The sequence below is a fragment of the Croceibacterium sp. TMG7-5b_MA50 genome, from assembly GCF_039830145.1.
In the GTDB taxonomy this organism is placed as follows: domain Bacteria; phylum Pseudomonadota; class Alphaproteobacteria; order Sphingomonadales; family Sphingomonadaceae; genus Croceibacterium.
On the sequence record NZ_CP156083.1, the window covers coordinates 1 to 24594 of the forward strand.

Annotated in this window: 20 protein-coding genes; 8 read left to right on the forward strand and 12 right to left on the reverse strand. The window is 68.3% G+C overall.

The features are described 5' to 3' along the window. Complete coding sequence (locus tag V5740_RS13865; RefSeq protein WP_347304606.1) at positions 1 to 1203, forward strand: replication initiator protein A; 1203 nt, start codon at positions 1 to 3, stop codon at positions 1201 to 1203. A gap of 375 nt (positions 1204 to 1578) precedes the next feature. Here V5740_RS13865 and V5740_RS13870 read toward each other — a convergent pair whose 3' ends face one another. Then, on the reverse strand, positions 1579 to 1884 hold the full coding sequence (locus V5740_RS13870; protein ID WP_347304607.1) for a type II toxin-antitoxin system RelE/ParE family toxin: 306 nt from the start codon (positions 1882 to 1884) through the stop codon (positions 1579 to 1581). Positions 1885 to 1893: 9 nt separating this feature from the next. Beyond that, the gene (locus tag V5740_RS13875; RefSeq protein ID WP_347304608.1) at positions 1894 to 2172 is read right to left on the reverse strand and encodes a type II toxin-antitoxin system ParD family antitoxin; all 279 of its coding nucleotides are present in this window, start codon (positions 2170 to 2172) and stop codon (positions 1894 to 1896) included. 117 nt (positions 2173 to 2289) lie between these two features. Between V5740_RS13875 and V5740_RS13880 the strand changes: the two genes are divergently transcribed. Further along, a complete protein-coding gene (locus tag V5740_RS13880) occupies positions 2290 to 2640 on the forward strand; it encodes an antitoxin Xre/MbcA/ParS toxin-binding domain-containing protein (protein WP_347304609.1) in 351 nt (116 codons plus the stop codon). A 3-nt stretch (positions 2641 to 2643) separates the two neighbouring features. Further along, on the forward strand, positions 2644 to 3126 hold the full coding sequence (locus V5740_RS13885) for an RES domain-containing protein (protein WP_347304610.1): 483 nt from the start codon (positions 2644 to 2646) through the stop codon (positions 3124 to 3126). Here V5740_RS13885 and V5740_RS13890 read toward each other — a convergent pair. From V5740_RS13890 to V5740_RS13905, 4 genes are read right to left on the reverse strand one after another with little or no spacing between them, the layout of a single operon-like run. Beyond that, positions 3119 to 3949 carry a hypothetical protein gene (locus V5740_RS13890; protein ID WP_347304611.1) on the reverse strand — a complete coding sequence of 277 codons (831 nt, stop codon included), beginning with the start codon at positions 3947 to 3949 and terminating at the stop codon, positions 3119 to 3121. The two genes, V5740_RS13885 and V5740_RS13890, sit on opposite strands and share 8 nt — an antisense overlap. Positions 3950 to 3998: 49 nt before the next feature. After that, positions 3999 to 5258, reverse strand: a complete 1260-nt coding sequence (locus V5740_RS13895) for an MFS transporter (RefSeq protein ID WP_347304612.1) — start codon at positions 5256 to 5258, stop codon at positions 3999 to 4001. A gap of 24 nt (positions 5259 to 5282) precedes the next feature. Next, entirely contained in the window at positions 5283 to 6161 is an 879-nt protein-coding gene (locus V5740_RS13900; protein ID WP_347304613.1) for a ThuA domain-containing protein, read from the reverse strand. A gap of 4 nt (positions 6162 to 6165) precedes the next feature. Next, the gene (locus tag V5740_RS13905) at positions 6166 to 7752 is read right to left on the reverse strand and encodes a DUF5060 domain-containing protein (protein ID WP_347304614.1); all 1587 of its coding nucleotides are present in this window, start codon (positions 7750 to 7752) and stop codon (positions 6166 to 6168) included. A gap of 257 nt (positions 7753 to 8009) precedes the next feature. Here V5740_RS13905 and V5740_RS13910 point away from each other — a divergent pair, with 257 nt between their 5' ends. Beyond that, positions 8010 to 8678, forward strand: coding sequence for an aspartate/glutamate racemase family protein (locus tag V5740_RS13910; protein WP_347304615.1), 669 nt, complete (start codon positions 8010 to 8012; stop codon positions 8676 to 8678). After that, positions 8675 to 9937 (forward strand): MFS transporter, encoded by a 1263-nt coding sequence (locus V5740_RS13915; RefSeq protein WP_347304616.1) that lies wholly within the window; start codon positions 8675 to 8677, stop codon positions 9935 to 9937. Before V5740_RS13910 ends, V5740_RS13915 begins: the two co-directional genes overlap by 4 nt. A gap of 135 nt (positions 9938 to 10072) precedes the next feature. Here the strand turns inward: V5740_RS13915 and V5740_RS13920 are convergent, their stop codons facing one another. The 6 genes from V5740_RS13920 to V5740_RS13945 form a co-directional block, all read right to left on the reverse strand. Next, entirely contained in the window at positions 10073 to 12649 is a 2577-nt protein-coding gene (locus tag V5740_RS13920) for a TonB-dependent receptor (protein WP_347304617.1), read from the reverse strand. A 38-nt stretch (positions 12650 to 12687) separates the two neighbouring features. Beyond that, a complete protein-coding gene (locus tag V5740_RS13925) occupies positions 12688 to 16200 on the reverse strand; it encodes a malectin domain-containing carbohydrate-binding protein (protein ID WP_347304618.1) in 3513 nt (1170 codons plus the stop codon). Continuing rightward, complete coding sequence (locus tag V5740_RS13930; RefSeq protein ID WP_347304619.1) at positions 16200 to 16550, reverse strand: L-rhamnose mutarotase; 351 nt, start codon at positions 16548 to 16550, stop codon at positions 16200 to 16202. Before V5740_RS13930 ends, V5740_RS13925 begins: the two co-directional genes overlap by 1 nt. Beyond that, positions 16547 to 17275 (reverse strand): SDR family oxidoreductase, encoded by a 729-nt coding sequence (locus tag V5740_RS13935; RefSeq protein WP_347304620.1) that lies wholly within the window; start codon positions 17273 to 17275, stop codon positions 16547 to 16549. Before V5740_RS13935 ends, V5740_RS13930 begins: the two co-directional genes overlap by 4 nt. Positions 17276 to 17287: 12 nt before the next feature. Then, positions 17288 to 18298 carry an aldo/keto reductase gene (locus V5740_RS13940; protein WP_347304621.1) on the reverse strand — a complete coding sequence of 337 codons (1011 nt, stop codon included), beginning with the start codon at positions 18296 to 18298 and terminating at the stop codon, positions 17288 to 17290. A 67-nt stretch (positions 18299 to 18365) separates the two neighbouring features. Further along, positions 18366 to 19124 carry a FadR/GntR family transcriptional regulator gene (locus tag V5740_RS13945; RefSeq protein WP_347304622.1) on the reverse strand — a complete coding sequence of 253 codons (759 nt, stop codon included), beginning with the start codon at positions 19122 to 19124 and terminating at the stop codon, positions 18366 to 18368. A 124-nt stretch (positions 19125 to 19248) separates the two neighbouring features. On the opposite strand from V5740_RS13945, the gene V5740_RS13950 reads away from it, so the two are divergent. From V5740_RS13950 to V5740_RS13960, 3 genes are all read left to right on the forward strand, one after another. Then, complete coding sequence (locus V5740_RS13950; protein WP_347304623.1) at positions 19249 to 20406, forward strand: mandelate racemase/muconate lactonizing enzyme family protein; 1158 nt, start codon at positions 19249 to 19251, stop codon at positions 20404 to 20406. Next, complete coding sequence (locus V5740_RS13955) at positions 20403 to 21689, forward strand: MFS transporter (RefSeq protein ID WP_347304624.1); 1287 nt, start codon at positions 20403 to 20405, stop codon at positions 21687 to 21689. The genes V5740_RS13950 and V5740_RS13955 overlap by 4 nt, the downstream gene beginning before the upstream one ends. Before the next feature lie 86 nt (positions 21690 to 21775). After that, positions 21776 to 24520: a TonB-dependent receptor gene (locus V5740_RS13960; protein WP_347304625.1), complete on the forward strand. Its 2745-nt coding sequence runs from the start codon at positions 21776 to 21778 to the stop codon at positions 24518 to 24520. Positions 24521 to 24594: the final 74 nt, after the last annotated feature.

Consider the following 24594-nt stretch of genomic DNA (forward strand, 5'->3'; position numbering starts at 1 on the left):
ATGACCCCGCCCCGCCCCCGGCCCGGCAGCGAACAGTTCGACATGTTCCTGCCCTACCTCGCCGACATGCCGCTGCGCGACCAGCGCGAGATGATGGAACGGCCGTTCTTCTCCCTCGCCAAGTCGAAGCGGGTGAAGCCGATCGACTATACCAGCCCGGACGGGAAGCTGTGGGTGCATGTCAGCGCCAATCCCGATTACGGCATGGCGACGATCTGGGACGCCGACATCCTGATCTGGTGCGCCAGCCAGTTGGCCGACCTCGCCCGGCGCGGGGTCAACGACGTGCCGCGCACGCTGCACCTGATGCCGTACGACCTGCTGCGCGCGATCGGCCGCCCGACCACCGGCCGTGCCTACGAGCTGCTGGGCCAGGCGCTGGACCGGCTGGTGGCGACCACCATCAAGACCAACATCCGGGCGGAGAACAGGCGGGAGGCGACGTTCAGCTGGCTGGATGGCTGGACGCAATTGGTGGACGAGAAGACTGAACGCAGCCGCGGCATGACGATCGAGCTGTCCAACTGGTTCTGGGAAGGGGTGATGATGAAGGGCGGGGTGCTCAGCATCGACCGCGCCTATTTCGACATCACCGGCGGGCGCGAACGCTGGCTGTACCGCGTGGCGCGCAAGCATGCCGGCGGGGCAGGGGAGGGGGGCTTTGCCATCTCCATGCCGGTCCTGTTCGAGAAGTCGGGCGCGGAGGGGCAATATCGCCGCTTCAAGTTCGAGATGCTGAAGCTGGCGGAAAAGGACGCGCTGCCCGGCTATACCCTGGCGGTGGAACAGGCCGCGCGCGGCGGCGAGCCGCTGCTGCGCATGACCCGCGTCGATGGGAAGGACGGGGCGGAGCGGCGCCTGCCGGTCGAACGAGCCGGGCCGGCGGGGCAGGGCGGCGATGTTTCCCCGGGGAAACAGGCGCCCGACGTCACGCCCGACTCGGTGCCCGATCTCGTCGATGCCGGCGCGCTGATCCGTGGCGCGGTCAACAGCCTCGCCGACAAGGCGCATCGCGGCCATATGGAGGAGGCGACCATTGCCCATCTGCGGGAGACCTGCCCCGGCTGGGACCTCTATGCCCTCCACGCCGAGTTCGAGCGCTGGGTCGATGCCGATCCAGCCCGCCTGCCCGCCAACTGGCAGAAGGCCTTTATCGGCTGGGTCCGCCGCCATCACGAGAAGCACCGTTCGGCCCTGCGCTGATCGCCCATCCGACAGCGTCCGTTCCCGAAGTGTCGCGTCCGGCGAGGTCGTCGGACATGCTATCTCCCCACCATCGGCCGGTCTGAAGCTTTTCCGGGCATAGCCTGTTGGAACTGATTCAAAGCCCGCCGGCGAATCCGCCCGTCATCGCTCGCCTCGACCTATCGGGAACGGGGAAGGGCCGGCGAACGACACATGAGGAACGCGCATCCGACCTTTCGGGAACGACGCCATCGACCTTTCGCGAACGGATCATCGTTCCTTCGGGAACGCGGCGCAGGCGGTGAAGCGCTGCCTAACTGTTCTAACCTCTCCCCCTAACCCCTCTAACGGGCAGGGGAAGTTGCTTCGCTGGAGTGAATGGGGGAGGGCAGTTCAGCTCAGGCGCAGCGCTCGGTCATGATCCTGACCGGGGCCCAGGAAGCGCACGATCACGATCCCGCCGGCGCCAGCCTCCGCCACCATGTAGAGGATGCCGTAACCGCGCCAGCTGCGCCGCCTGATGCCCTGCTGTTCGTAGCGCGGCACCAGCGGGAACGCGCGGGGCATGGTCGCCAGCCGCCCGGCCTCTGCCCTTAGGTCAGCGACGAAGCTGCGCGCGCGTGCCGGATTATCGCGCGCGATGAACAGCGCGATACGCCGCAGGTCGTCCCGCGCCTGCGGGGTCAGGATCACGGCCATCGAATTGCGTCAGGCGGCGGATGGGTCGCCGGAGGCGGGGAGGGCGGCGATCTCCGCATCAAGGTCGGCGCACACAGCGTCCAGATCCTGACCATGGCCGGCGTCGATATCCGCCAGCCCACGCTCCACCGAGGCGTCCAGCGCGGCGAGCCAGGCGGCCTCGTTCTGCTGTTCGATCCGGTCACGGCGGATCAGGTCGCGGACGTAGTCGCTGGTGCTGGCATAATCACCGTCATCGATGCGCGACTGGACGAATGCGCGCAGCGGATCGGGGAGGGAGATGTTCATGGAAGCCATAACGGCATAATGGCAGAAACTGCCATCGGGTCCAGTGCGAAGCCGCGCGCCCTTGCCTGCCGCCATATCTGACGTATATTACCGTCAGAAACACCGGAACATGCCCGCATGACCATCGCCGCCTATATCGATCACGGCCAGTTCGCGCCCCGCAAGATCGCCGCCGTACTGCGCACCACCAGCGACGAGCTGGCGCGGTCGCTCGGCCTCGGCAAGGATGCGGTGCAGCGCAAGGACCGGATCGCATCCGACCGCACGCAGCGGCGCCTGCGGCACATGGTGGAGATCCTGAACAAGGTGGAGGGCCGCTTCGGGTCCCCCCTGCTGGCCTATGCCTGGTACCGGTCGGAGCCGTTGTCGGGCTTCGACAACCGCACCGCCATGCAATTGGTGCACGAGAACCGGGCGGACGAGGTGCTGCGCTATGTCGATGCGGTGGATGCCGGCGTCTACGCCTGAGTGATGCACTATGCCGGCCTGCTGTACCGGGCGCTGAACCCCGTCTGGGCGCGTCAGCCGCTGTCAGGGGAGGGCGCGGCGCGGTTCGGCGGCAGGTTCAACCGGATCGGCCGTGCGGCGCTGTACACGTCCCTGGCGCCCGATACGACCATTCGGGAAGCGAACCGCGTGGGCGTGCTGCAACCGACCGTCCTGGTGGCCCTGAGGGCCGATATCGGGCCATTGCTGGACGGGACCGATCCCGCCGCGCTGGCAGAGCACGACGCCACGCCGCAGATGCTGGCCGATCCCGCCTGGGCGGAGGCGATGGCGCGCGGCCGCCCGGTGCCGACGCAGGCGCTGGCCGAACGGCTGGTCGCGGCGGGCTTCGCCGGGATGCTGGTGCCAAGCTATGCCCGCGGCGCGCCCGCCGATGCCCTCAACCTGGTCCTGTGGCGCTGGGACGGTGCGCTGACGCTGGTGGATGATGAGGGGCGGCTCAGGTAGGGCAGGGCGGCTGTAGGTGCCGGTCCGTGATCCACGGCGCCCCTCCTCGACCATGGCAGAGCGCCACGCGGTCGTCATCGTCGCGGGCGAGATCGTGCTGCCCCATTTCCCAATAGACTTGGCCGCGCTGGCGCAGGGTCCATTCATCGTCCGGAAAGTCCCGCAGCAGGGCCGTCAAGTCGGTGATCGCGGCGGCGTGGTCGGCGGCGGCCTGTCGCCGGTGGCCCAGCAGATGATGCGCGTGTCCGCGCGCGGCGTGCGCCTCCGCCCGGTCGGCCAGGGTGGTCGCGTCGGCCACCAGCGCGTTGCATCCGGGCAGGGCGGCCTCAGCCGTGATCTCGTCATCGACCCGCAGGCAATCGCCTTTCAAATGGAGACGTACCTCCACGACCAGCAGCGACAGGAACAGGCTGCCAAGCGCACCATTCCAAACGATGGACGTCCAGAAGCGCTTCGGTTGCCGGGCGGAGGAATATTCGCGCACCCGGCCCTGGCCCAGCGGCTCCATCCGGCCGTAGGTCAGGCCCTGCCACACGGTGTAGAGCGGGTAGGCGGCGAACAGCGCCAGGGTGATCATCAGGCCTCTGGGCGAGCGGAACAGGTGATCGGCCGTCGGCGTCCAGATGAACGCCGCCAGTGTCGCAAGCAGCGCCAGCACCCCGAGGCTGCGGGCCAGTTGCGCGCTGTTGCGCCGGAGCCGGTCCTCCGGCGTCGGGGAAACGTTCCGCCGCCTGACCTCGCGCGCGACCTGGCACGCCGGCACGATCGCCAGCGCCGCGAGGCTGATCAGCAGCCAGATTTGGGGCGGGATTGTGTCGGGCACTGCCAAGTGATGCCCCGCGTGCGGCCGGGCCGCAAGCGGGGCGCCATACCTATGCCCGCTCCGCCTCCAGCTGTTCCAGCGATTTGCCTTCGTTGCGGGGCGCCCAGATGAAGCCGATCAGGCCACTGATCGTCAGGAACCCGACCAGGATCCAGGCCAGCGTGGTGAAGCCGGTCGCCGACAGGAACGGCACGAAGAAGCTGAAGACGCCCAGGCAGATGCGGACCACGGCGAACATCACCCCCTGCGCGGTGCTGCGCAGCAGGGTGGGGAACATCTCCGAACTCCATAGCTGGAAGAAGCATTGCGCGCCGAAGCCCTGGCCGACCGCCATCAGGAAGACGTGCAGCAGCGCGATGGGCAGCGTCAGCGGGAAGACCGCCAGCAGCGCCATGCCGATCACCTGGATCAGCGCGGACAGGCCGAACAGCATGCGCTGGTTCACCCGGTCCGAAAACTTCATGAAGATGAAGTAGATGGACGCCATGCCCAGCAGGAAGCTGAGCGCCTGCACCGCCACCGCGACCGTCTGGCTCTGGTCCCCGACGGTGCGCAGGATGTAGGGGAAGAAGAACCCGTTGGTGCCCGCCCACAGGTTCCAGAACAGGTACATGCCCGCCAGGAACGCCATCGACCCGATGTGCTGGCGGGTGAACAGATCGCGCCACGCCCCGCGCGGCGGGCGCGCCGCGTTGGCGCTGGTGACGGCGTTCGCCTCCAGCCAGCGCTTGGACTCGCTCATCCGCGATCGCAGGAAGGTGAGCGCGACGGCCAGGATGGCGAGGTGCGCGAACACGATGCGCGCGCCCAGCAGGCCCAGCGGCTCCAGCACCAGGAACATCAGCAGCACGACGACGGGGCCAAGGTACCACAGCACCTGCGCCACGCCCGAATGCTTGCCGCGCTTGTCGTCGGGCGCCATCTCCGCGATCAGCGACCAGGATGCCGGAATGTCCGCGCCGACCGCTAGGCCGACCAGGAAGAAGCCGATCACGATCATCCAGGCGTTTATCGCGAACACCAGCCACAGCATGCCGAAGGCGTAGAACAGCATGTCGTACTGGTAGATGCGCTTGCGCCCGAACAGGTCGCACAGCCGCCCGCCGATCAGCGCGCCGATCCCTGCGGCGATGGCATTGGGGCCGAACGCGCCGATCAGGCCGATGAGGTCGGTGCTGAGGCCATAGACCTCCACCCACAGCGCCAGCGCGGCGGAGCCGGCGACGATGGAGCCCGCATCGATGTAATTGGCGAGCCCGGCGAGGATGGTGTTCTTCCAGTCCTCCCGCTCGTCAGAAACGCCTGCCATGTCCCGTCCCTCTCCCTTGTATCGTTACGGCCGGCCGCAGCCGTCGCCTTCATCGCCCGCCGCCCAGCGGATCGCGCCGGCGATCATCGCGCGGTGCAGCGGCTCCTCATATGTCTCGGCCTTGTGGCCCAAAGCGGAATAGAACACCCGGCCGCGCCCGATGCAGCGGGTCCAGATGATCGGGTGCGGCGCGCCCATGCGGATGCGTTCGGGCACCAGGTCGTAAGTATCCTCGTCCAGCACGGCCAGGATGCGTGTGTCGTGGCCGGTGGGCACGCGGTCGAACGAATACCATTCGTCCGTCCGGCCCCAGCGTGCGGGCAGGCCCTGCATGGCGGGGTGGGACGGGTCCTCCACCACCACCTCCGCCTGCTGGAACTGCTTGGGCCGGCCGGTATGGCCGATGAACTGCGCGCCGATCAGCGTGTCTGGCCACCAGTCCCAGTCATATTCGGGATCGCCGCCCGCGCCGTGCAGCAGTACCACGCCGCCGCCGCCTTCCACCCACGCCCGGAAGGCGGTGCGCTGTTCGGGCGTGAAGATGTTGCCGCTGGTGGAGTTGAACACGATCGTGGAAAACCGGGCGAGATCGCGCGGGTTCACGATCGCCGCGTTCTCCGTCTGGAACACATCCTTGTCGCCATCACGCACCAATTGGCCGAGCACGCCGTTGGCGGCGTCGATCTGCGCGGGATCGCGGAAGCCGTTGGTCTTGGACAGGACCAGCACCGCGCCGGGGCGGAAGTCGGGCAGTTCAGGCGGCACCTGGTCCATCACCGGCGTCGGCCAGTTCGGCCCGGTGCGGGTCGGGGCAGGTGCCGGGGCAGGGGCAGGGGCAGGGGAGGGCGCAGGCGCGGTTTGGGCGGTGGCGACCAGCAGCGACAGCAGCAGGGACAGGATCATCCCCTCACACCCGGACCAGCCGGACCGCCATCCATGGGCGGCCGGGCAGGGCGATCGTCGGCCGCGCGGGGTCGTGGTAATTGTAGGCGTCCTTTACCGCCATGTCGAAGGTGCCCTCCACCGGCGTCACCGTCATGTTCCAGGTGTCGATGATGTCCGCGCGGTAGGAATGGAGGTTCTCCGTCCCGCGGCCATGGATCGTCACCGGCCATTCGGTCAGCGGCTCCGACCCGAAATATTTGAGGTAATATTCGTTCGGCACCCCGCCGATGCGATAATTCCACAACGGCTGGATCGCGTTAATGCCCGGCGTCGGCCCATCCTCCATGATCTGGCGCAGGAAGGCGAGGCGCGGCGGGCTGGTGCCCTTCAGCGTGCCGCCCTGGCCCAGCCAGGACGTGTCGGCGTTGCGGGTGGAGGAGAACACCTCGCTATGGCCCACATAGGTGCCGCCGATCAGGCCCCACCAGAAGCGTTCCACCATCTCCTCGCCAGACAATTGGCCCCAGCGTTCGGCGATGTCGCCTTCGTACACGACCTCGTCGAAGATGACCGGCTTCAGGATGATGGCCCGGTGCAGTTCGGCGCGGATATCGTCCACCACCGCCGCGCCGTTCTGGACGCTGGCATGGGTGATCCACGGCTTGCGGTGATCGTAATAGGTGTTGATCTGGTGGATGGATCGCAGCCGGTCGTGCGGGTCGGCGGCGACCAGCACTTCGAACAGGTGGTCCCAGTCCGCGATCGTCTTGGTTTCCACATTGTCGTATTCGTTGGCCATCGACCACCAGACATTGCGGTACGCGCCCCACCGCGCGGCGACGTAGCGGACGTAGCGTTCGTCATCGACGCGGGCCATGTCGTTGTAGCCGCGCTTGGTGTCGTAGGGGTGGAACAGGATGATGTCCGCCTGGATGCCCTGCCGGCCCAGGCGCACGATGCGATCCTCGTACCGGCGGAAATAATCGGGGTCGAACCGGGTGGGATCGTAGTCGCGCGGGCCATCGCCGGTGCGCACGAAGGGATTGGTGGCGACCGATTCCACATTGGGAAACACCAGCATCCGCATCTTGTTGAACGGCGCGGCGGCGAGCGTTTCCAGCGTCTGCGCGCATTTGGCGTCCGATTGCAGTGCCCAGCTGTAGCAGGTGGTGCCGATCTGCCGGAACGGCGTGCCGTCCGCATGGGCGAAGTGGTAGCCATCGGGCGTCACCCGCACTGGCCCGTGATTGTCGCCGGTCGCCGCCACGCAGGTGAAGCTGCCCGCCTGCCCGTGCAGCGCGCGATGGTTGCTGTCGCTGCGCCAGGTCCATTCGCCCACATCAGGCGGGCTGAAGCGGATGCGGTAGGTGCCGTCGCCGTCGTAGAAGCCGGGGACGGTGATCGCCTGGTCTTCCCGGCGGAAGGTGGCGGACAGGGTGACGTCGACGAACGGATTGCCGGTGCGCGGCCCGTCCATCACCAGCTCGTGCACGCCCCAGCGTTCGGTCTGCGCCGCGCCCGCGCGGGTCTGCGCCAAAGCCGGGTGCGCGGCCGCGGCGGCGCCCATGGCGGCGCCGGCCTTCAGCATGAACCGTCGTGAAATCGTCATCTGCCTCTCCCCGGTGATCGTGCGCGGATGCTTCGCGCATCCGTCACGTCCGACCCCATCCGCGTCAGACATCATACCTATCCGCGCCACGCAAGGGGCACAAGCGGCTAACTTGCGCTTTGCTTCGTTGTGTCGCCAAACGTAACTAATTGACAGTTGGCGGAACGCGGGCGTAGGTTTTGCCGCATCCGGGACGAGACGATCCCGCCGGCCACGGCCGGGGTGCCGCATGGCGGCCGCCATCAGGAGAGGACACCATGCCGACACTCGCGCTGCTGCACACGTCACCCGTGCTCGCCCCCATGTTCAACGAACTGGCCGCGAAGATCGCGCCGGGGGTGCGCGTGCTGCATTTCGTGGACGAGAGCCTCATCAAGAACACGATCGCGGCCAACCGGCTGGAAAAGCCGACCATGCGCCGGCTGATCGACCTGGTGGGATCGACCTTCGACGCGGGCGCGGACGTGACGCTGGTCACCTGTTCCAGCGTCGGCCCGGCGGTGGAAATGGCGGCGGCGCTGCATGACCAGCCGGTGCTGCGCGTCGATCGCCCCATGGCCGAACAGGCGGTCGCCACGGGTGCGCGGATCGGCGTGCTGGCGACGCTGCCCACCACACTCGCCCCCACGGCCGACCTGGTGCGCCGGGTGGCGGTCGAGCAGGGCAGAGAGGTCGAGATCGTGGAGCATCTGTGCGACGGCGCGTTCGAGGCGGTGATGGCCGGCGACGGCGCCACGCATGACCGCATCGTGGCCGACGCGCTGACGGGCGCGATGCAGGGCATGGACGTCATCGTGCTGGCGCAGGCATCCATGGCCCGCGTGCTGCAGACCCTGCCCGACGGGGCGGTGGCGGCGCCGGTCCTGTCCAGTCCCGAAAGCGGCTTCACCCGCGCGGCCGAGGTGCTGGCCGGTCTGCCCCGATGAAGAAGCGGCATGTCGCGCTGGGTTTCCTGGCGGCGCTGTCGGTCATCACCTTCATCGACCGGATGGCGATCGCCGTCACCGGGCCGACGATCCAGCGCGATCTGAACATCACGCCCGAACAATGGGGCTGGGTGCTCAGCGCCTATGTCATCGCCTATGCGGTGTTCGAGGTGCCGTCGGGCGCGATGGGTGACCGGCACGGCTATCGCAAGGAACTGACCCGGATCACCGTGTGGTGGTCGTTCTTCACTGCGGCGACCGCATTGTGCCGCAATTTCTGGCAGCTGACCGCGGCCCGGTTCCTGTTCGGCCTCGGCGCGGCGGGCGCATACCCCAACATGTCGGGCGTGCTGTACCGCTGGCTGCCGGCGCGCGAACGGGCGCGGGGGCAAGGGGTGATCTGGTCCGCCAGCCGCCTGGGCGGCGCGCTGGCGCCGCTGGTGCTGGTGCCGATGAACGGTGCGCTGGGCTGGCAGGCGGTGTTCGTGATCCTGGGCGTGGTGGGCGCGTTGTGGAGCATCGCCTGGTGGCGCTGGTACCACGACCGCCCGGCCGACCAGCCCGGCATCACTCCTGAAGAGGTGGCGGAGATCGGCAGCGACGAGAGCGGCGGACACAGCGGCACGCCGTGGCGCCGGCTGCTGACCCTGCCGCAGCTCTGGCTGATCTCGCTCGCCTATTGCTTCTACGCCTTCGGCAGCTGGTTCTTCTTCGGCTGGTTCCCGACCTGGATGGTCAGCGGCGCGGGCTTCACCGTGGCGGAGATGGGCCTGTACGGTTCCATCCCGTTCCTGCTGGGCATCGTCAGCAACCTGGTGGGCGGCGTGCTGTGCGACCGGCTGGGCCAGCGCATCGGATTGCGCAACGCCTATCGCCTGATCGCCTGCACCTGCCTGACGATCACCGCCGCGCTGCTGTTCGCCATGAGCCTTGCCACCGGCAAGCTGGCGATCGTGGTGCTGGCAGGCGCCGCTTTCGCCGTCATGGACCTGATGCTGCCCGCCGCCTGGGCGATGTGCATGTCGATCGGCGGGCGGTACGGCGGCACGGCGACCGGCTTCATGAACACGGCGGGCAACCTCGGCGGCTTCGTCTGCACGGTCGCCATCGGCTACGTCATCGCGGCGACCGGCAATTACGACGTGCCCGTACGCGGCGTCGCCGCCATGGTGCTGCTATCGGCCGGACTGTTCGCCCTGATCGACTGCACGAAGGGTTTCGACCAGAAGACCCCGCCGGCACCGGTGGCGGCGGTGTAGCATTGACTGTGCCGAAGGCCGGTTTGGGTGGAGAGCGGTAGTTGCTTTCTAGCCGCGGCGTCTTGATCCTCCCCATGCTGCGCATGGGGAGGACTGAAGGTCCGCTTCGGAGCGAACCCGGCGCCCGCGCCTCGCCTACAGGCTGAAGCGCACGCCGAACTGGTACGACCGGTCGAGCTGGTTCGACAGAGCGGGGATGCCCGGGTTGTCGTAATACTGGTCGATATAGGACTTCAGGATGTTCACCATGTCGAACTTCAGCGTGACCCGTTCGGTCAGGGCGTAGGAGGCGGAGAAGTCCAGCGCCTCCCGCGGGGCGATCCAGAAGGTGCGCCCGGCGGCATCCGCCGAATTGGACTGCACCGCCCGGCTGCGCCAGTTGTACGAGGCGTAGAGCGACAGCGGCCCCCGGTCGTAGATGCCGGTGACGTTGAACGAATGGCGCGACAGCTGGTCCGCCGGCACGCGGTTCGCCTGACCCTGCACCTCCAGCGCGCTGTCCACGAAGGTGTAGGCGCCGCGCACGCCCAGCCCGCTGAGGATGCCGGGCAGGAAGTCGAAGAATTGCTGGTACGATGCCTCCACCCCGCGGATGCGCCCGTCATTGGCGTTGCGCGGGCGGTTGATGAGGAACACCTGCCCGTCAATCGTCTCCTCGTCCCGGAATTCCTGGATGAAGCCGTTCACGTCCTTCTGGAACAGCGACACGGCGATGTAATCCGCATCGTTGAAGTAATATTCCAGCGACAGGTCGTACTGGTCCGCCTCCGTCGCGCGCAAATCCGGGTTGCCGCCGCTGCCGGTGAGGTTCGGCACGCTCAGCACCAAAGCGGGCGACAATTGGCCGAATTCGGGCCGGGTCATCGCCTTGGAATAGGCGAGGCGCAGGAACAGGTCGGGCGTGAAGCTGGCGCGGACGTTCACCGATGGCAGCCAGTTGGTGTAGGGCGATCCGCCCGCGATCTGTTCCAGCACGCCGGCCGCGTTGCGCTGGTACACGCGCTGCACGCCGTCGGTCCGCACCGCGCGCAGGCCCAGATTGCCGTCGATCGGCAACGTGCCCGCGTCGAAGGCGAACTGCGCCTGGACATATCCCGCCAGCGTCTTTTCCCGGTAGTCGTAATTGCCGGTCAGCGGGAACTCTGGATCCTCCAGCGGCTGGTTCGCCAATTGCCGGGTAAAGCGCTTGTCATCGAGGTAGATGTCGTTGATCGCCAGCCATTGATTGGTGGAGGCGCGCTGCCCGCCGCGGAACAGCCGGTCGGGCGTCGGCTCCGCCACATTGGCGAAGGGCTGCGCCAGCGTGACGTTGCGGCTGACGCTGTAGACATCGTAGATCGCGCGGTGATCGGTCCAGCGCGCGCCCGCCAGCAGGGCGGTGATCGGGCCGCCATCGACCTCGTACTTGACGTCGAACCGGGCTGACGGCTGCTTGCCCGATGCATCTGTGGCGAGGTCGTTGTACGATGCCGCGCCATAGGCGGCGGGATCGGTCAGGTTGACGCCGCTGGTGGTGAAGTCGGGCGCCACGCCCCCCAGGTCGATCCCCGCCTCCGCCGCGCGGGTGTTGACCACGATGCTGCGCGAATAGAACGGCCCGCGGCTGTCGGTGTAGGCGAACTGGCCCGACACCAGCCACGGCCCGCTCTCCCACTCCGCGCTGATCGCGCCGTGATACGTGTCGTACGGGTTCTCCGTCGCGCCGGTCTGCGAACGGAGCAGCGGGTTCACGTAGCTGTAGGTGTCGGGGATGGCGGTCCCCGGCTTGAACGCCCCCACCGCGCCGCCGCGCGTCTGCCCGTCGGTCTGCACGGTCAGCTGCTGCGTCGCCGACCGGCCGTTGGAATGGGTGTAGAGCCCGTCCAGCGACAGGGTGAATTCGGGCACCGGGCGCCACTGGACGGAGGAATAGAGCGCCGCGCGGGTGCGCTCGCCCGTCTCGTACCGGGCGCGCACCTGGCCGGGGATCGTCACCCGGTCCGCCGCCTGCCCGCGCACCCCGTTGCCGTTCACGTCGAACAAAGCGGTGTTATCGGCATAGGCGTTGGTGGAGGTCTGGTAGCCGGCGGAGTAGAAATCCTCGTACTGACCGCCGACCATCAGGCCCAGCTCGCCCGAACCGACCTGCACGATGTCCGACACGATCGCCGACAGGCGCGGGGCCGCCCGGTCGGAGAACTCCGAATAGCTGGCGGTGGCGGTGGCGGCGAGATGGAACCCGTCATGGTCGAAGGCGCGCGCGGTGCGGATGTTGATGAGGCCGCCAAGCCCGCCCTCGATCTGGTCGGAGGTCGCGGTCTTGAACACGTCCACGCCCGACAGCAGGTCGGCCGAGAAGTCGAGCAGCAGGGCGGAGCGGTTGGTGGTGGAGAAGATCTGCCGGTCATTGACCGTGGTCATCACCTGCTTCAGCCCCTTCACGACATAGGCATTGCCTTCGCCACGGGTGTTGCGGGCGACCTGCACGCCGGGGATGCGTTGCAGCGTTTCGGCGATGTTGGTGTCGGGCAGGCGGCCCAGATCCTCCGCCAGGATGGAGTCCTGGATCTGGTCGGAATTGCGCTTCGCCTGCGCCGAATTGGCCAGCGTCGCGCGAATGCCGGTGACGACGATCTCGTTCCCGGTGGCGGGCGGGGCATCCTGCGCGATGGCGGGCACGGCGCAGGTGGTCAGCAGGGCGGTGGCGCCCAGCAGGTCCCTGTTGGTCAGCATTGTCTCTCTCCCTTTTGTTCTTGTGGGGCGCGGGCCGGTTATTCCAGCCGCACGGAATCGATCGCAGTGGCGGGGCCGGGGTCGAGCCGCAGCTCCAGCCGGTAGCGGCCCGCATTGACGAAGCCGGGGGTCTGCAGCGCCAGTTCCTGCCAGTCGGCGCCGGGGGTCAGGCTGACCAGCATGGTGGCGACGGCGATGCCGCTGTCGTCCACCAGCGCCAATTGCCCGCTGCGCGCGCCTTCGGCCTGGTAGCGCAGGGTGGCGGTGCGGCGGCCGGCGGCGCCGGTCTCCACCGTCCAGCCGATACCCGCCGCGCCATCGGCCAGCGCGACATAGCCGGGGCCGGAATGGCCGCGCAGCCGGGTGTCGATGGCGCCACCGGTCCGCTCCACCCCGTCGGCCTCCGCCTCGTTCAGGGTCCGGTCGCGGGCGAAGGTGAAATTGCCGGGCGTGTAGGGGCTGGGCAAATCGCGGCGGATCAGCGTGGGGCGGCCGAACGGCACGTCGGCCCGCTGCCCCGCCGCCACCCGGCGCATGGCGAAGGTCACGGGGGTGGTCGTGCCCCGCCGGTCGATCATCGCGGCGGCGAGGTCGGTCGCCTGCCAGCCGTCGGGCACCGTGCCATCGGTCAGCGCCTGATACAGCACCACGTCCACCGCCGGGAACAGCGTCGCCATGTCGTCGCGCTCGCGGAGCGGGCGGATCACCTCGCTGTCCAGCAGGGCCGGGGGCAGGGTGGTCCAGTTCAGGCCCGGCGCGGCGGGGGCGCCATTGTCGGCGAAGCGGTCCAGCACGGCGGCATCCGCCCCGTGGAATGCACGCAACAGGTCGCTGCCCGGCAGGCCGTCCGACTGGACCGGCGGCAGCACCGCCCGGTCCACCGGCGTGACCGCGATGGCGGAGATCACCGCCTGCCCCGCGCGCACTTCAGGGAAATGGACCCGCAGCTCGCCGCCGGTGACGTCCGCCTCCACCGTGCGGACCAGCGCGCGGTTGAAGCCGGCTTCCCCAAAGATATCGAGGTCGTCGATCAGCGTGGTGCCGTTCACCGCCACGTCGAACACGCGCCAGCCGCGCGCGTCGATCCCGGCGCGGCCGTACCACGGCTCCACGAAGTGCAGCTCCACGCGGTAGCGGCCGTCGGGCACGCTGAAGCGGTATTGCAGCCGGTCTCGGCCATAGCGGATGGCGGTGTAGAGGCCGGGCGCATCGCTGCCCGCGACGGGATCGAACACCGGGCGCCGGCTGCCGAGCAGCGGGTCGAGGCCCGGATGCTCCCCGGCCCAGCTCTGCCAGCCCCAGCGGCGGTCGGCGTCCCAGATGGCGTCGCCCTGCCAGACATGCCCGGCAGGATCGACCACGCGGTTGCCGCCGGCATTGACGCGGTACAGCGCAGGATCGCGGACATCGGGCGCAGGCGGTGCGGGTGGTGGCGTCACACCGGGCGCGGGCGGCAGATTGTGCAGCGTAATTACGTCGCTGGCGGCCGATTTGCCGTCCAGCACGCAATCGGCGCGCAGCGTGGCATAGCGCACCGGCACCTCGTTCCAGACGAAGCGCCCGTCCGCGTCGCGTTCCCGCCGGCCCAGCGGCACGGCGCCCGCCGCATCGTTGAACAGGTCCACCGCCGGGCAATTGGAATAGACCTCAATGCCGGAGTAAGTGCCCGCCTGCTGCCAGCGGTCGGGCCAGCTATGCGACACGATATAGGCCATCGGCGCGTCGGAGGCCGGCACGTTCAGCGCGCGGTACATGTAGAACGCATCCGTGGGCTCGCCCCACAGGGTCATCAGCCCCTTGTTGTTGGCGGGGCCGATATGATCGAGCGGGCGCACCCCGTCCCAGATCTGCGTGCCGTCGCCGCGCATCGGGCGGCCGGGGTTCTCGTGCGTGCCGAGCAGCCAGTGGAAATAGCCGATCGCCCGGTCGCCGACGCTGTTCGCCAGCCGCGCCTTCAGGTGCATTAGGTTCGTGAAGTGCTCCTCCGACGTGGGCGGCTGGGCGCGGTGGGGCGCCTCGTCATGCAGGCCCAGCGAACGCCAGCCGCCGAATTCGCCGACCAGCCCCTGCTTCGCCAGCTCGGCGGCGAATTGGGTGGGGTCGCCGCCATAGGTGCCGGACCAGTTCTGCGGCACGTTCCAGTCCGCGCCCTCGCCGCCGTTGCAGGTGACGACCAGCCGGCTGGTGGAGGCGGTCGGGTCCAGTTCGCGGATCAGCGCCACCATCTCGCCCGCGAAGGGGGCGGGCAGGCGGCTTTCGTTCTGCAGGCCCCACAGGAACACCGCCGGATTGTTCCGCCGTTCGCGCACCCAATCGGCCAGCAGGGTGCGGAAATTGTCACGAAATGCCTGGTTGTCGAACCAGATGTGGGCGCTGAATTGCGGCCACCACATCGTGCCGCCCTCCGCCAGCTTCTGCCCGTAGCGGAGGTTGTGCGGGTAATGCGCGTCGCGCCAGGCGTTGAACCCGGCGGCGCGCGCCTGCGCCACGCGAGCATCGACCTGTTCGGGGGCGAAGGCGTGCGATCCGCCCAGCAGATGCTCGTATTCGGCGACCCCGCGCAGGAACAGCGGGTCGCCATTCACCAGCAGGCGGCGCTGACCGGCCTCGTCAGACACGATGCGGACGTCGCGGATGCCGAAGGGGGTGGCGCTCTCGTCGATGACGGTGTGGCCTTCGCGCAGCCGCACGCGCAAAGTGTGGAGGTAGGGGTCGGCGGGCGACCACAGGCGCGGGCGGGCGATGGCGGGCAGGGGCCGGTCGGCGGTGAGTTCCTGCCCCGGCGCCAGCGTCTCGCGGAAGCGGGTGGCGGCAACCTCCCGGCCATCCTTGTCGACCAGCGCCAGCTCGACCTCGACATTGCGGGCCCGGTCGGTGCGGTTCTGCAATTCCACCCGGCCGGTCAGCTGCGCGGCGTCGCGGGTGATCGCGTCGGGGGCGCCCCAGGCATAGGCGCCGTGCGGGCGGACGCGGACGGCGTGGGATCGCACCAGATGCACCGGGCGGAAGATGCCGAAGGGCTGCGACCCTTCGGCAAAGCCGTTCTCCGGCTGGTCGTCGCCCGACACCCATGGCAGGTCGGTGATGCCCGCCGGGTGATCGACGCGCACGGCGACGGCGTTCTCCCCGCCGCGCACGGCATCGGTGATGTCCACCTCCCACCCGGTCAGCCCGCCGGCATGGCGGCCGACCTCCCGCCCGTTGACCCAGACGGTGGCGTAGCTGTTCACCCCTTCGAACCGCAGCGCGATCCGCTCGTCCCCGGCGGGCGCAGCGATGGGCAAGGCGGTGCGGTACCATGCGACGCCATGCCGCGCGCCGACGCGCAATTGCCGGTTGTAGTGGTAGCCCTGCCAATTGTGCGGCACGCCGACGGCCTGCCATTCGGCGGTATCGGCGGAGAGGTAGGCGGCGGCGGGCTGTTCCTGCGCCGTATCGTCGAGCACGACCGAATGCCACTGCGCCTCTACCGGGCGGCTGTCCTCGGCATGGGCCACGCCAGCCAGCAGGGCAGCGGCGATGAACGCTGCGATCCGCACCAGCAGCGCCATCAGTCGGTGTGCTCCGTCAGGCGGAAGATCCGCTCCATCGGGTGCCACGTGCCGTCCGGCCCGGCGGCGGGGATCGGTTGCTGGAACGCCTTCATCTTCGCCACCCAGGCGATCACCGCCGGGTTCGCGGCATCGGCGGCGGCCTTCGCCTCGTCCGAATAGCTGTCGTCCGCCTCGATCACCATGAACAGTCGGTTGCCCGCGCGGTAGATCTCCATCTGGGTGATCCCGGCATCGCGGATCGACCGGCTGACGGCGGGGTCGGTGTTGCCGACCCGGTGCCAATGTTCATATTCGGCGATCAGCGCGGCATCGTCGACCAGGTCCAGCGCCAGGCAGATGCGGGTCACGAATTGCTCCACCCGCCGTCGATCACGTTGACCGTCCCGGTGGTGTAGGATGACAGGTCGCTGGCAAGGTACAGCGCCAGTTCCGCGATCTCCTTCGTGCTGCCGAGGCGACCCATCGGCTGGCGCGCCACGAAGTCGGCCCGCGCCTTCTCCGCATCGCCCGTCGCCGCCATCCGGTCGTTCAGCGAAGGGGACTGCACGGTGCCCGGGCAGATCGCGTTGCAGCGGATGCCGTCGCCCACGAAATCCTGCGCGACCGACTTGGTAAGGCCGATCACCGCCGCCTTCGACGCACAATAGACGAAGCGGTTGGGCACCGCGATCACCGACCCGGCGACCGACGACATGTTGACGATCGACCCGCCGCCCCCTTCGATCATGCCCGGCAGCACCGCGCGGATCAGGCGGTAGGCGGAGCGGACATTGAGGTCGAAGGAGAAGTCGAAATCCGCCTCCTCCGTCGTCAGGATGGTGCCCGCATGGACGAAGCCGGCACAGTTGAACAGGATGTCCACCGGGCCGACGTCACCGGCGAAGCGCGCGATGGCATCGCCGTCGGTCAGGTCCAGCACATGCGTCTCGCACCCGTCCAGCGTGGCGAGCGTGTCCGCGTTGATGTCGGCGGCGATCACGCGCGCGCCTTCCGCCACGAACAGTTCGGCACTGGCGCGGCCGATGCCCTGGCCGGCGGCGGTGATGATGGCGGTCTTGCCCTGGAGGCGCATGGGGAGGCTTTCCTATGTCGTGGGAACGGGGGCGTCGGGCCGGATCAGGCCGGCCGCGCGAAGGTCGCGCCACAGCGTGGGCGGAATGGCGGTGTCCATCAGCGCCACCGCCTGCGCCACCTGGGCGGCGCTGTTCATACCGGGGATGACCGACACGACCTGGGGGTGGGCAAGGGGGAATTGCAGCGCCGCGGCGGCGAGCGGCACGCGGTGGGCGGCGCAGATATCCTCGATCCCGCCGACCCGCTCCACGATGGCGGGCGGGGCGGGCTGGTAATCGTAATGGACCGGCTCGCCACCGCGCACGCCCTTCGCCAGGATGCCCGAATTGTACGGGCCGCCCAGCACGATCTTCACGTCGCGCGTCTCGCACAGCGGCAGGAAGGTTTCGAGCGCGTCCTGTTCCAGCAGGGTGTAGCGGCCGGCCAGCAGCACCACGTCGATCTCGCCGACGGCCAGCACCTCCTCGCACACCTGCCATTCGTTGACGCCGAGGCCGATGGCCCCGACCATGCCCGCGGCGCGTAGCTGGCGCAGCGCGCGGTAGCCGCCTTCCATGAACTCGGCGAGGCGGCGCTGGTGGTCGTCGCCATGCGCCATGCGGCCGATGTCATGCGCGTAGAGGATATCCACCCGGTCCCGCCGCAGCCGGGCGAGGCTCCCCTCCACCGACCGCATCACCGCGTCGTAGGTGTAGTCGAACACGCTTTCGTACGGTTCGGGCGTGACGAAGGCCTGCCGCTGCGCCGTCAGGTCCGTGCCGGGGGGCACCGGGTCCAGCCGGCGGCCGACCTTGGTGGAGATGATCGCGGTCTGCTGCGGATCCAGCTCGGCCAGCGCCGCGCCTAGCCGCTTCTCGCTGAGGCCGAAGCCGTAATGCGGCGCGGTGTCGAAATACCGCAGCCCGGCATTCCACGCGGCGGCGACCGCGTCATGCGCGTCCACATCGGGGAGCGCGCGATAGAGGTTGCCGATCGATGCCGCGCCGAAGCCGAGCCGTCCCAGGGCGGTAAGATCGACCATGCGCGCTGCTGAAACTCCGGCGTGACTCTCTAGCTGCCGGCTAACTCATAATACATCATACGTCAATTCACTCAGCGGAAGTCTTCGCCGCCCGCCGCCTGGCCCAGGAGCTTTCGATGTGGTCGCGCATCGCCTTCCTCGCGGCGGGGCCGTTGCCCTTGACGATGGCGTTGTAGATCTCCTCGTGCGCGACATGAGTGGCGCGGATGTGTTCGATGTTCAGCCGCCCACTGTAATCGTGGTTGCGCAGCGCCTCCGACTGGAGGCCGTCGATCACCGCCTTGCTCAGCTTGTCGCCGGAGATGCGCATGATGATGTCGTGGAACATCACATCCTCGTGCACATAGGCGGCGGGGTGGGGGATCAGGCTTTCGAGCTTCGCCATCTGCTCGCCCAGTTCCGCCAGCTCCTCGTCCGACCGCCGCTCCGCCGCCTTGTAGGTCATCTGCCCTTCCAGGAGGGAGCGGATCTCCGACAGGTTGTCGAGATAGCTGAGCCCGTCCTCCCGCTGGAACAGCGCCGCCAGGATCAGCGGGTCGAGCATGTCCCAGCCGCCGGAATCGCGCACGATCGTGCCGCGTCCCTGCTGCGACACGACCAGCCCCTTCTCCGTCAGGGCCATTGTCGCCTCCCGCACGACGGTGCGGCTGACGCCGTACATGTCGCCCAGCATGCCTTCGGGCGGCAGGGCGGTGCCCGCGGGGTAGGTTTCGGTGACGATCGCCTTCACGATATCCTCGACCACCGCCTCCGCCAGGCGGGGCCGCCGCCGGATGCGCAGCGAATCTGGGGCGGGCTTCTCGTACATGGCGGTGGGTCTCTTCACGGGCGGATGGCTCCTCCCCACCTGCCCATGCAAATGCGGCTTCGTCAACGTCTTGCCAAGGACAAAGATAATACATAATACCTTTACTCAAGCCGTTCAGTGCGGCTGCGGGAGGGGGTTCGGCATGAAGGTCACCGGCTACAGGAGCCTGGTCACGTCGCACGACTGGCGGCGCCCGGTCGGGGATGCGAACGGCACCATCGCCTCCGGCATCACGGAAGTGCCGGTCCTGATCCTGGAAACGGATGGCGGGCTGGAGGGCGTGGGCCTGGGCCAGCATGGGGAGATCGCCCGCGTGTTCCCCGCGGTGGAAGGGCAGGACCCGCGCGCGGCGCCAGCCCTCTACGACAGCATGCTGGGCCATGTGTTCAAGAGCGGCCATGCCGGGCAGACCTATGGCGCGATCGCGGCGATCGACATGGCGCTGTGGGACCTGAAGGCGAAGATGGCGGGGGAGCCGCTGTGGCGCACGCTGGGCGCCGCCGACAGGTTCGTGCGCGGCTACGCCTCCGGCCTGTGCTATGGCCTGGATGACGATGCCTTCGCCGCGCTGTATGGCGAATGGGCCGAACGGGGCTTCCATTCGGCAAAGATCAAGGGGGGCAAGGATCTGGCGCGCGACATCCGCCGGCTGAAGATCGTGCAGGGCATCATGGCCCGCAACAACCCCGTCCCCGCGCTGATGCTGGACGTCAACGAAAGCTGGAACCGCAAGCAGGCGATCCGCCACCTCGCCGCGATCGAGGCGGCGGGGATCGACCTCACCTGGATCGAGGAGCCGGTGCGCCGGTGGGACGCCGCCGGCCACGCGGCGATCACCCGCGCCGCCCGCCCGGCGGTCGCCACGGGTGAGAACCTGACCGGGCTGGAGCAGTTCGCCCCGTTGTTCGACGCGGGCGCGGTGGACGTGGTGCAGGCGGGCAGCGTGTGGGGCATCACCCATTTCACCCGCGTCGCCATCGCCGCCCATGTGCGCGACCTGCCGGTCTCCCCCGTCGGCTATGACTGCAACCCGGCCGCCCATGCGGCGGCGGCGGTGCCCAACATGATCGGGCTGGAGGTGCAGGACTTCCACTGGCCCGCCGGCCTCGACGTCGATCAGCAGATCGCCGATGGCGGGGTCGTGCTGGGCGACCGGCCGGGCCTGGGGATCGAGGTGGACGAGGCGGCGATCGCCGGCCATCGCGCCGAAGGGACCTGGAACGTCGCCGGTGGGCCGCATCGCCGCCCGCGTGACGCCGGCCTGAGGCTGGTGCCCGACACCGGACCGGCGCTGCCATGAGCGGCGGTGTGACGGCGATGGCGGGCGACCCGGTCGCGGCGCGTCAGCCCGCCTTTGTGGAGGGCGCGGCCCGGCGGCGGCTGCAGATCTCCCTGATGGTCAATTTCTTCCTGCTGATGGCGCTCTACAGCGGGGTGCTGGGCGTGTTGCTGCCCAACCAGATCGCGGAGCTGGATGCGGGCAACAAGGCCAACAACCTGGCGCTGCTGTTCGCCATCACCTCCATCTTCTCCACGCTGGCGACCCCCATCGCCGGCGCCCTGTCGGACCGGACGCGCAGCCGCTGGGGCCGGCGCACGCCGTGGATCGCGATCGGTTCGCTGGTGGGATCGCTGGCGCTGTTCGGCGTATCGTGGATGACCAGCTTCTGGTCGCTGATGGTGCTGTGGGTGATGGCGGCGATCGCCTACAATTCCATGCAGCCGGCGATGACCACGCTGATCGCCGATCGCTTCCCGCCCGAAGTGCGCGGCGGCGTGTCGGGCATCGTCGGCGCGGGGATCACCGCCGGGCTGACCGCGGGCACGGTGACGGCGGGCTATCTGGCAGGGCGGGCCATGCTCGCCTACGGCCTGTTCGCCGCCGCCATCGCGGTTTCCTGCCTCGCCTTCGTGGCGCTGAACCGCGAACCGCCGAGCGATGCCATGCCGCGCCGGCCGATCCGCTGGGGGGAGTTCCTGCGCGGCTTCTGGATCAGCCCCCGCCAGCATCCTGACTTCGCCTGGGCCTTCGCCAGCCGCTTCACCATCTACATGGGGTATCAGGCGGTCGCGGCGTACCTGCTGTATATCCTGCGCGATTACATCCGGCTGGGCGACGGGGAATCGAACATCGCCATCGCCAACATGGCGATCATCACGCTGGTGACGCTGGTCGCATCGGCGCTGCTGTCAGGCTGGTGGTCGGACCGGGTGCAGCGGCGCAAGCCCTTCGTCATCGCTGGCAGCCTGATCATGGGATGCGCCATGGTGGCGCCGCTGGCCGCGCCATCCATGGCGGGCATGTGGGCGTATGCCGCGATCATCGGGGTCGGATACGGCATGTTCATGTCGATCGACATCGCGCTGATGACGCAGGTCCTGCCGCAGAGCGTGGCGGGGGACGAGGGGCGCGACCTGGGCGTGCTGACCACCGCGGTCAACATCCCGCAGATCATCAGCCCGGTGATGGCCGCCGCGCTGCTGGGCCTGACCGATGGCGATTACCGGGCGATCTTCTGGGCGGCGATCATCTTCGTGTTCGGCAGCGCCTTGTGTGTCATCCCGATACGCTCTGTGCGGTAGACATATTACGTATTACATCATTTGACATTGCGAGAAACTTCGCGCAGAAAGCACTCACAAGATAATAGTCAGGGATGGGAGTTGTCATGGCACAGGTGAGTGCACGTGCGCGTCGCGCGCTGCTGGTCGCAACCGCAATCCCGGCGCTCGGCTGGTCCGGCGCCGTCGGGGCGCAGGTGATCCAGCCCGCCCGGCAGAGCGAGGCGGCCCCGGTCGATGCGGAAGGGACGGAGATCATCGTCACCGGCATCCGCGCCGCCGAACGCGCCGCCATCGACATCAAGCGCAATTCGGTCGTGGTGGTCGATTCCATCGTGGCGGAGGATCTGGGCAAGCTGCCCGACAACAATGTGGCGGAATCGCTGCAGCGCATCCCCGGCGTCACCATCGAGCGCAACCGGGGCGAGGGCCGCTTCGTCACCGTCCGCGGCTTCGGGCCCAAGTTCAACGCGGTGACGGTGAACGGCCGCACGCTGGCGACCGACAATAATGGCCGCGAATTCAGCTTCGACGTGATCCCGTCGGAGATCATCACCGGGGCGGACGTGTACAAGTCCCCGCAGGCCAGCATCAACGGCGCCTCCATCGGCGCGACGATCGACGTGCGCACGCTGCGCCCGATCGACGGCAAGGCCGGGCTGACCTTCGCCGCCAGCGCGGCGGGCATGTGGTCCGAACTGGCCGACAGCTACAATCCGGAGGTGTCGGGCGTCGCGAGCTGGCGCAACGATGACGGCACCATGGCCTTCGCCCTGGGCGGCGTCTATTCCGAACAGGAGAACCGGATCGACGAGTTCACCATCGGCGCGGGGCATGTCCGCCGGTCCAGCACCGACAGCTATTACAACCGCGCGGGCGTGCCCGGCGCGCGCATCGGGCCGAACGTCGCGCCGTTCAGCCGCATCTCCATGCCGTCCAACCTGTCGCCGTTCTTCTTCGAACGCGACCTGACCCGCTGGGGCGTGAACGCCGCCTTCCAGTTCCGCCCGTCCGACCGGATGGTGGTGACCGTGGATGGCCTGTATTCCAAGGCCCGCTTCGTGGAGCAGCAGACCGGCCTCGCCTACGACTTCGCCGGCGGCACGCTGGTGGAACAGGTGGTCGAAGGCGGGGAGGCGCTGTTCCAGCGCTACCAGGGCGGGTTCGTCGACCAGATCATCCAGTTCGACGACCGCGACGTCACGACCGACCAGCTCGGCATCAATTTCGACTGGGAGGCGACGGACGATCTGCGCGTTAGGCTAGACGGCTCGCTCTCCAACGCGCAGCGCCGGGGCAAGGAGAACAATCTGTTCACCACCATCCGGCGCAAGAACGTGGACCTGTTCTGGGATCGGCGCAGCGGCAGCCCGATCTACGATTACGGGTTCACCAGCCCGAACTACGCCAATGCGGCGACCAATCCCAACGGCATCACCGCGCACTACTATATCTGGGGCGGCGGCGCGGACATCGATGACGAGATCGCGGAGGCGCGCGCCGATGCGGAATGGAACCCCGGCGCGGGGCCGTTCACCATCTCCGCCGGCGGGCTGTTGCAGCGCCGGGTGAAGACGATCACTGCCAACGAGACCTCCTTCGCCGAACAATGCGCCTATTGCGACAGCAACCGCGTGCTTTCGCCCGACCTGTTCCAGCCGACCGACCGGGGCTTCTTCCCCGGCGGGGGCGGCAACATCCTGCGCGACTGGCTGATCTACGACCCGCTGGCGCTGGTTCAGCAGATCGACCGCTTCGCGGCGGAGGACGGGCGCACCTTCAACCCCGGCGTGTTCAGCCCCGCCGCCTCGTCCGAAGTGGATGAGAAGGTCAAGGCGCTGTATGTGATGGGCGCGCTCGACACCGAGATCGGCGGCATGCCGCTGGCGGTGAATGTCGGCGTCCGGTTCGAGGATACCGATTACACCAGCACCGGGGCGTCGCGCACCGTCATCAGCGCGCGGCCCAATGCGGGCGGGCAGAACATCGTGGTGGTGTCGCCGGTCGTGCCGGTCGGCTTTCGCGGGCAGTACCAGGATTGGCTGCCATCCTTCAACGCGCGGCTCAACCTGACGGACGAGCTGATCCTGCGCCTCGCCGCGTCCAAGGTGCTGACGCGCCCGACCCTGTCCGACCTGTCGCCGCGCCAGTCGATCCAGACCAATCCCGGCAACGAGACCATCCGCCGCGGCAATCCGGACCTGCAGCCGTTCCGCGCCAACCAGGTGGAAGCCGGGCTGGAATGGTACTTCATGCCCGATGCGCTGCTGAACGTCGCCGCGTTCTACAAGGACATCCAGAGCTTCGTCACGCTGGTGACGACGCCGCAGCTGGTGGACCAGGTGACGTTCCAGGTGACCGTGCCCGACAATGGGGAGGGCGCGACGGTCAAGGGGTTCGAGGTCGGTTACCGCCAGTCCTTCGCCCAGTGGCTGCCGGCCCCGTTCGACGGGCTGGGCGTACAGACCAGCTACAATTACACGGACAGCAACGCCAGTTACACCAATGCGGTCGCCAATGTGTCCTTCGGGCTGGAGGGTCTGTCCAAGCATTCGTACAGCCTGGTCGGCTTCTACGAGAAGTATGGCCTGTCGCTGCGCGCGGCATATACCTACCGCGACAATTTCCTGCAGATCGCGTCGGGCCGCAATGGCGAGCCGGAATATTTCGACGCATACGGCCAGCTGGACGTCAGCGCGTCCTACGACATCGACGAGCGGTTCACGATCTTCGCCGACGCGATCAACCTGAACAATGCGAACGAGTTCATCTACTCCGTCAGCGAGAACCGCACCAAGGAATACCGGCAGACCGGCCGGCGCGTATCGGCCGGTGCCCGCATCCGTTTCTGACCCGTCTTTCCCCCGCCGGTCCCCACTCGGCGGCAAAATGGCGTCCCGGTCCATGGCCGGGGCGCCCCTTTTCG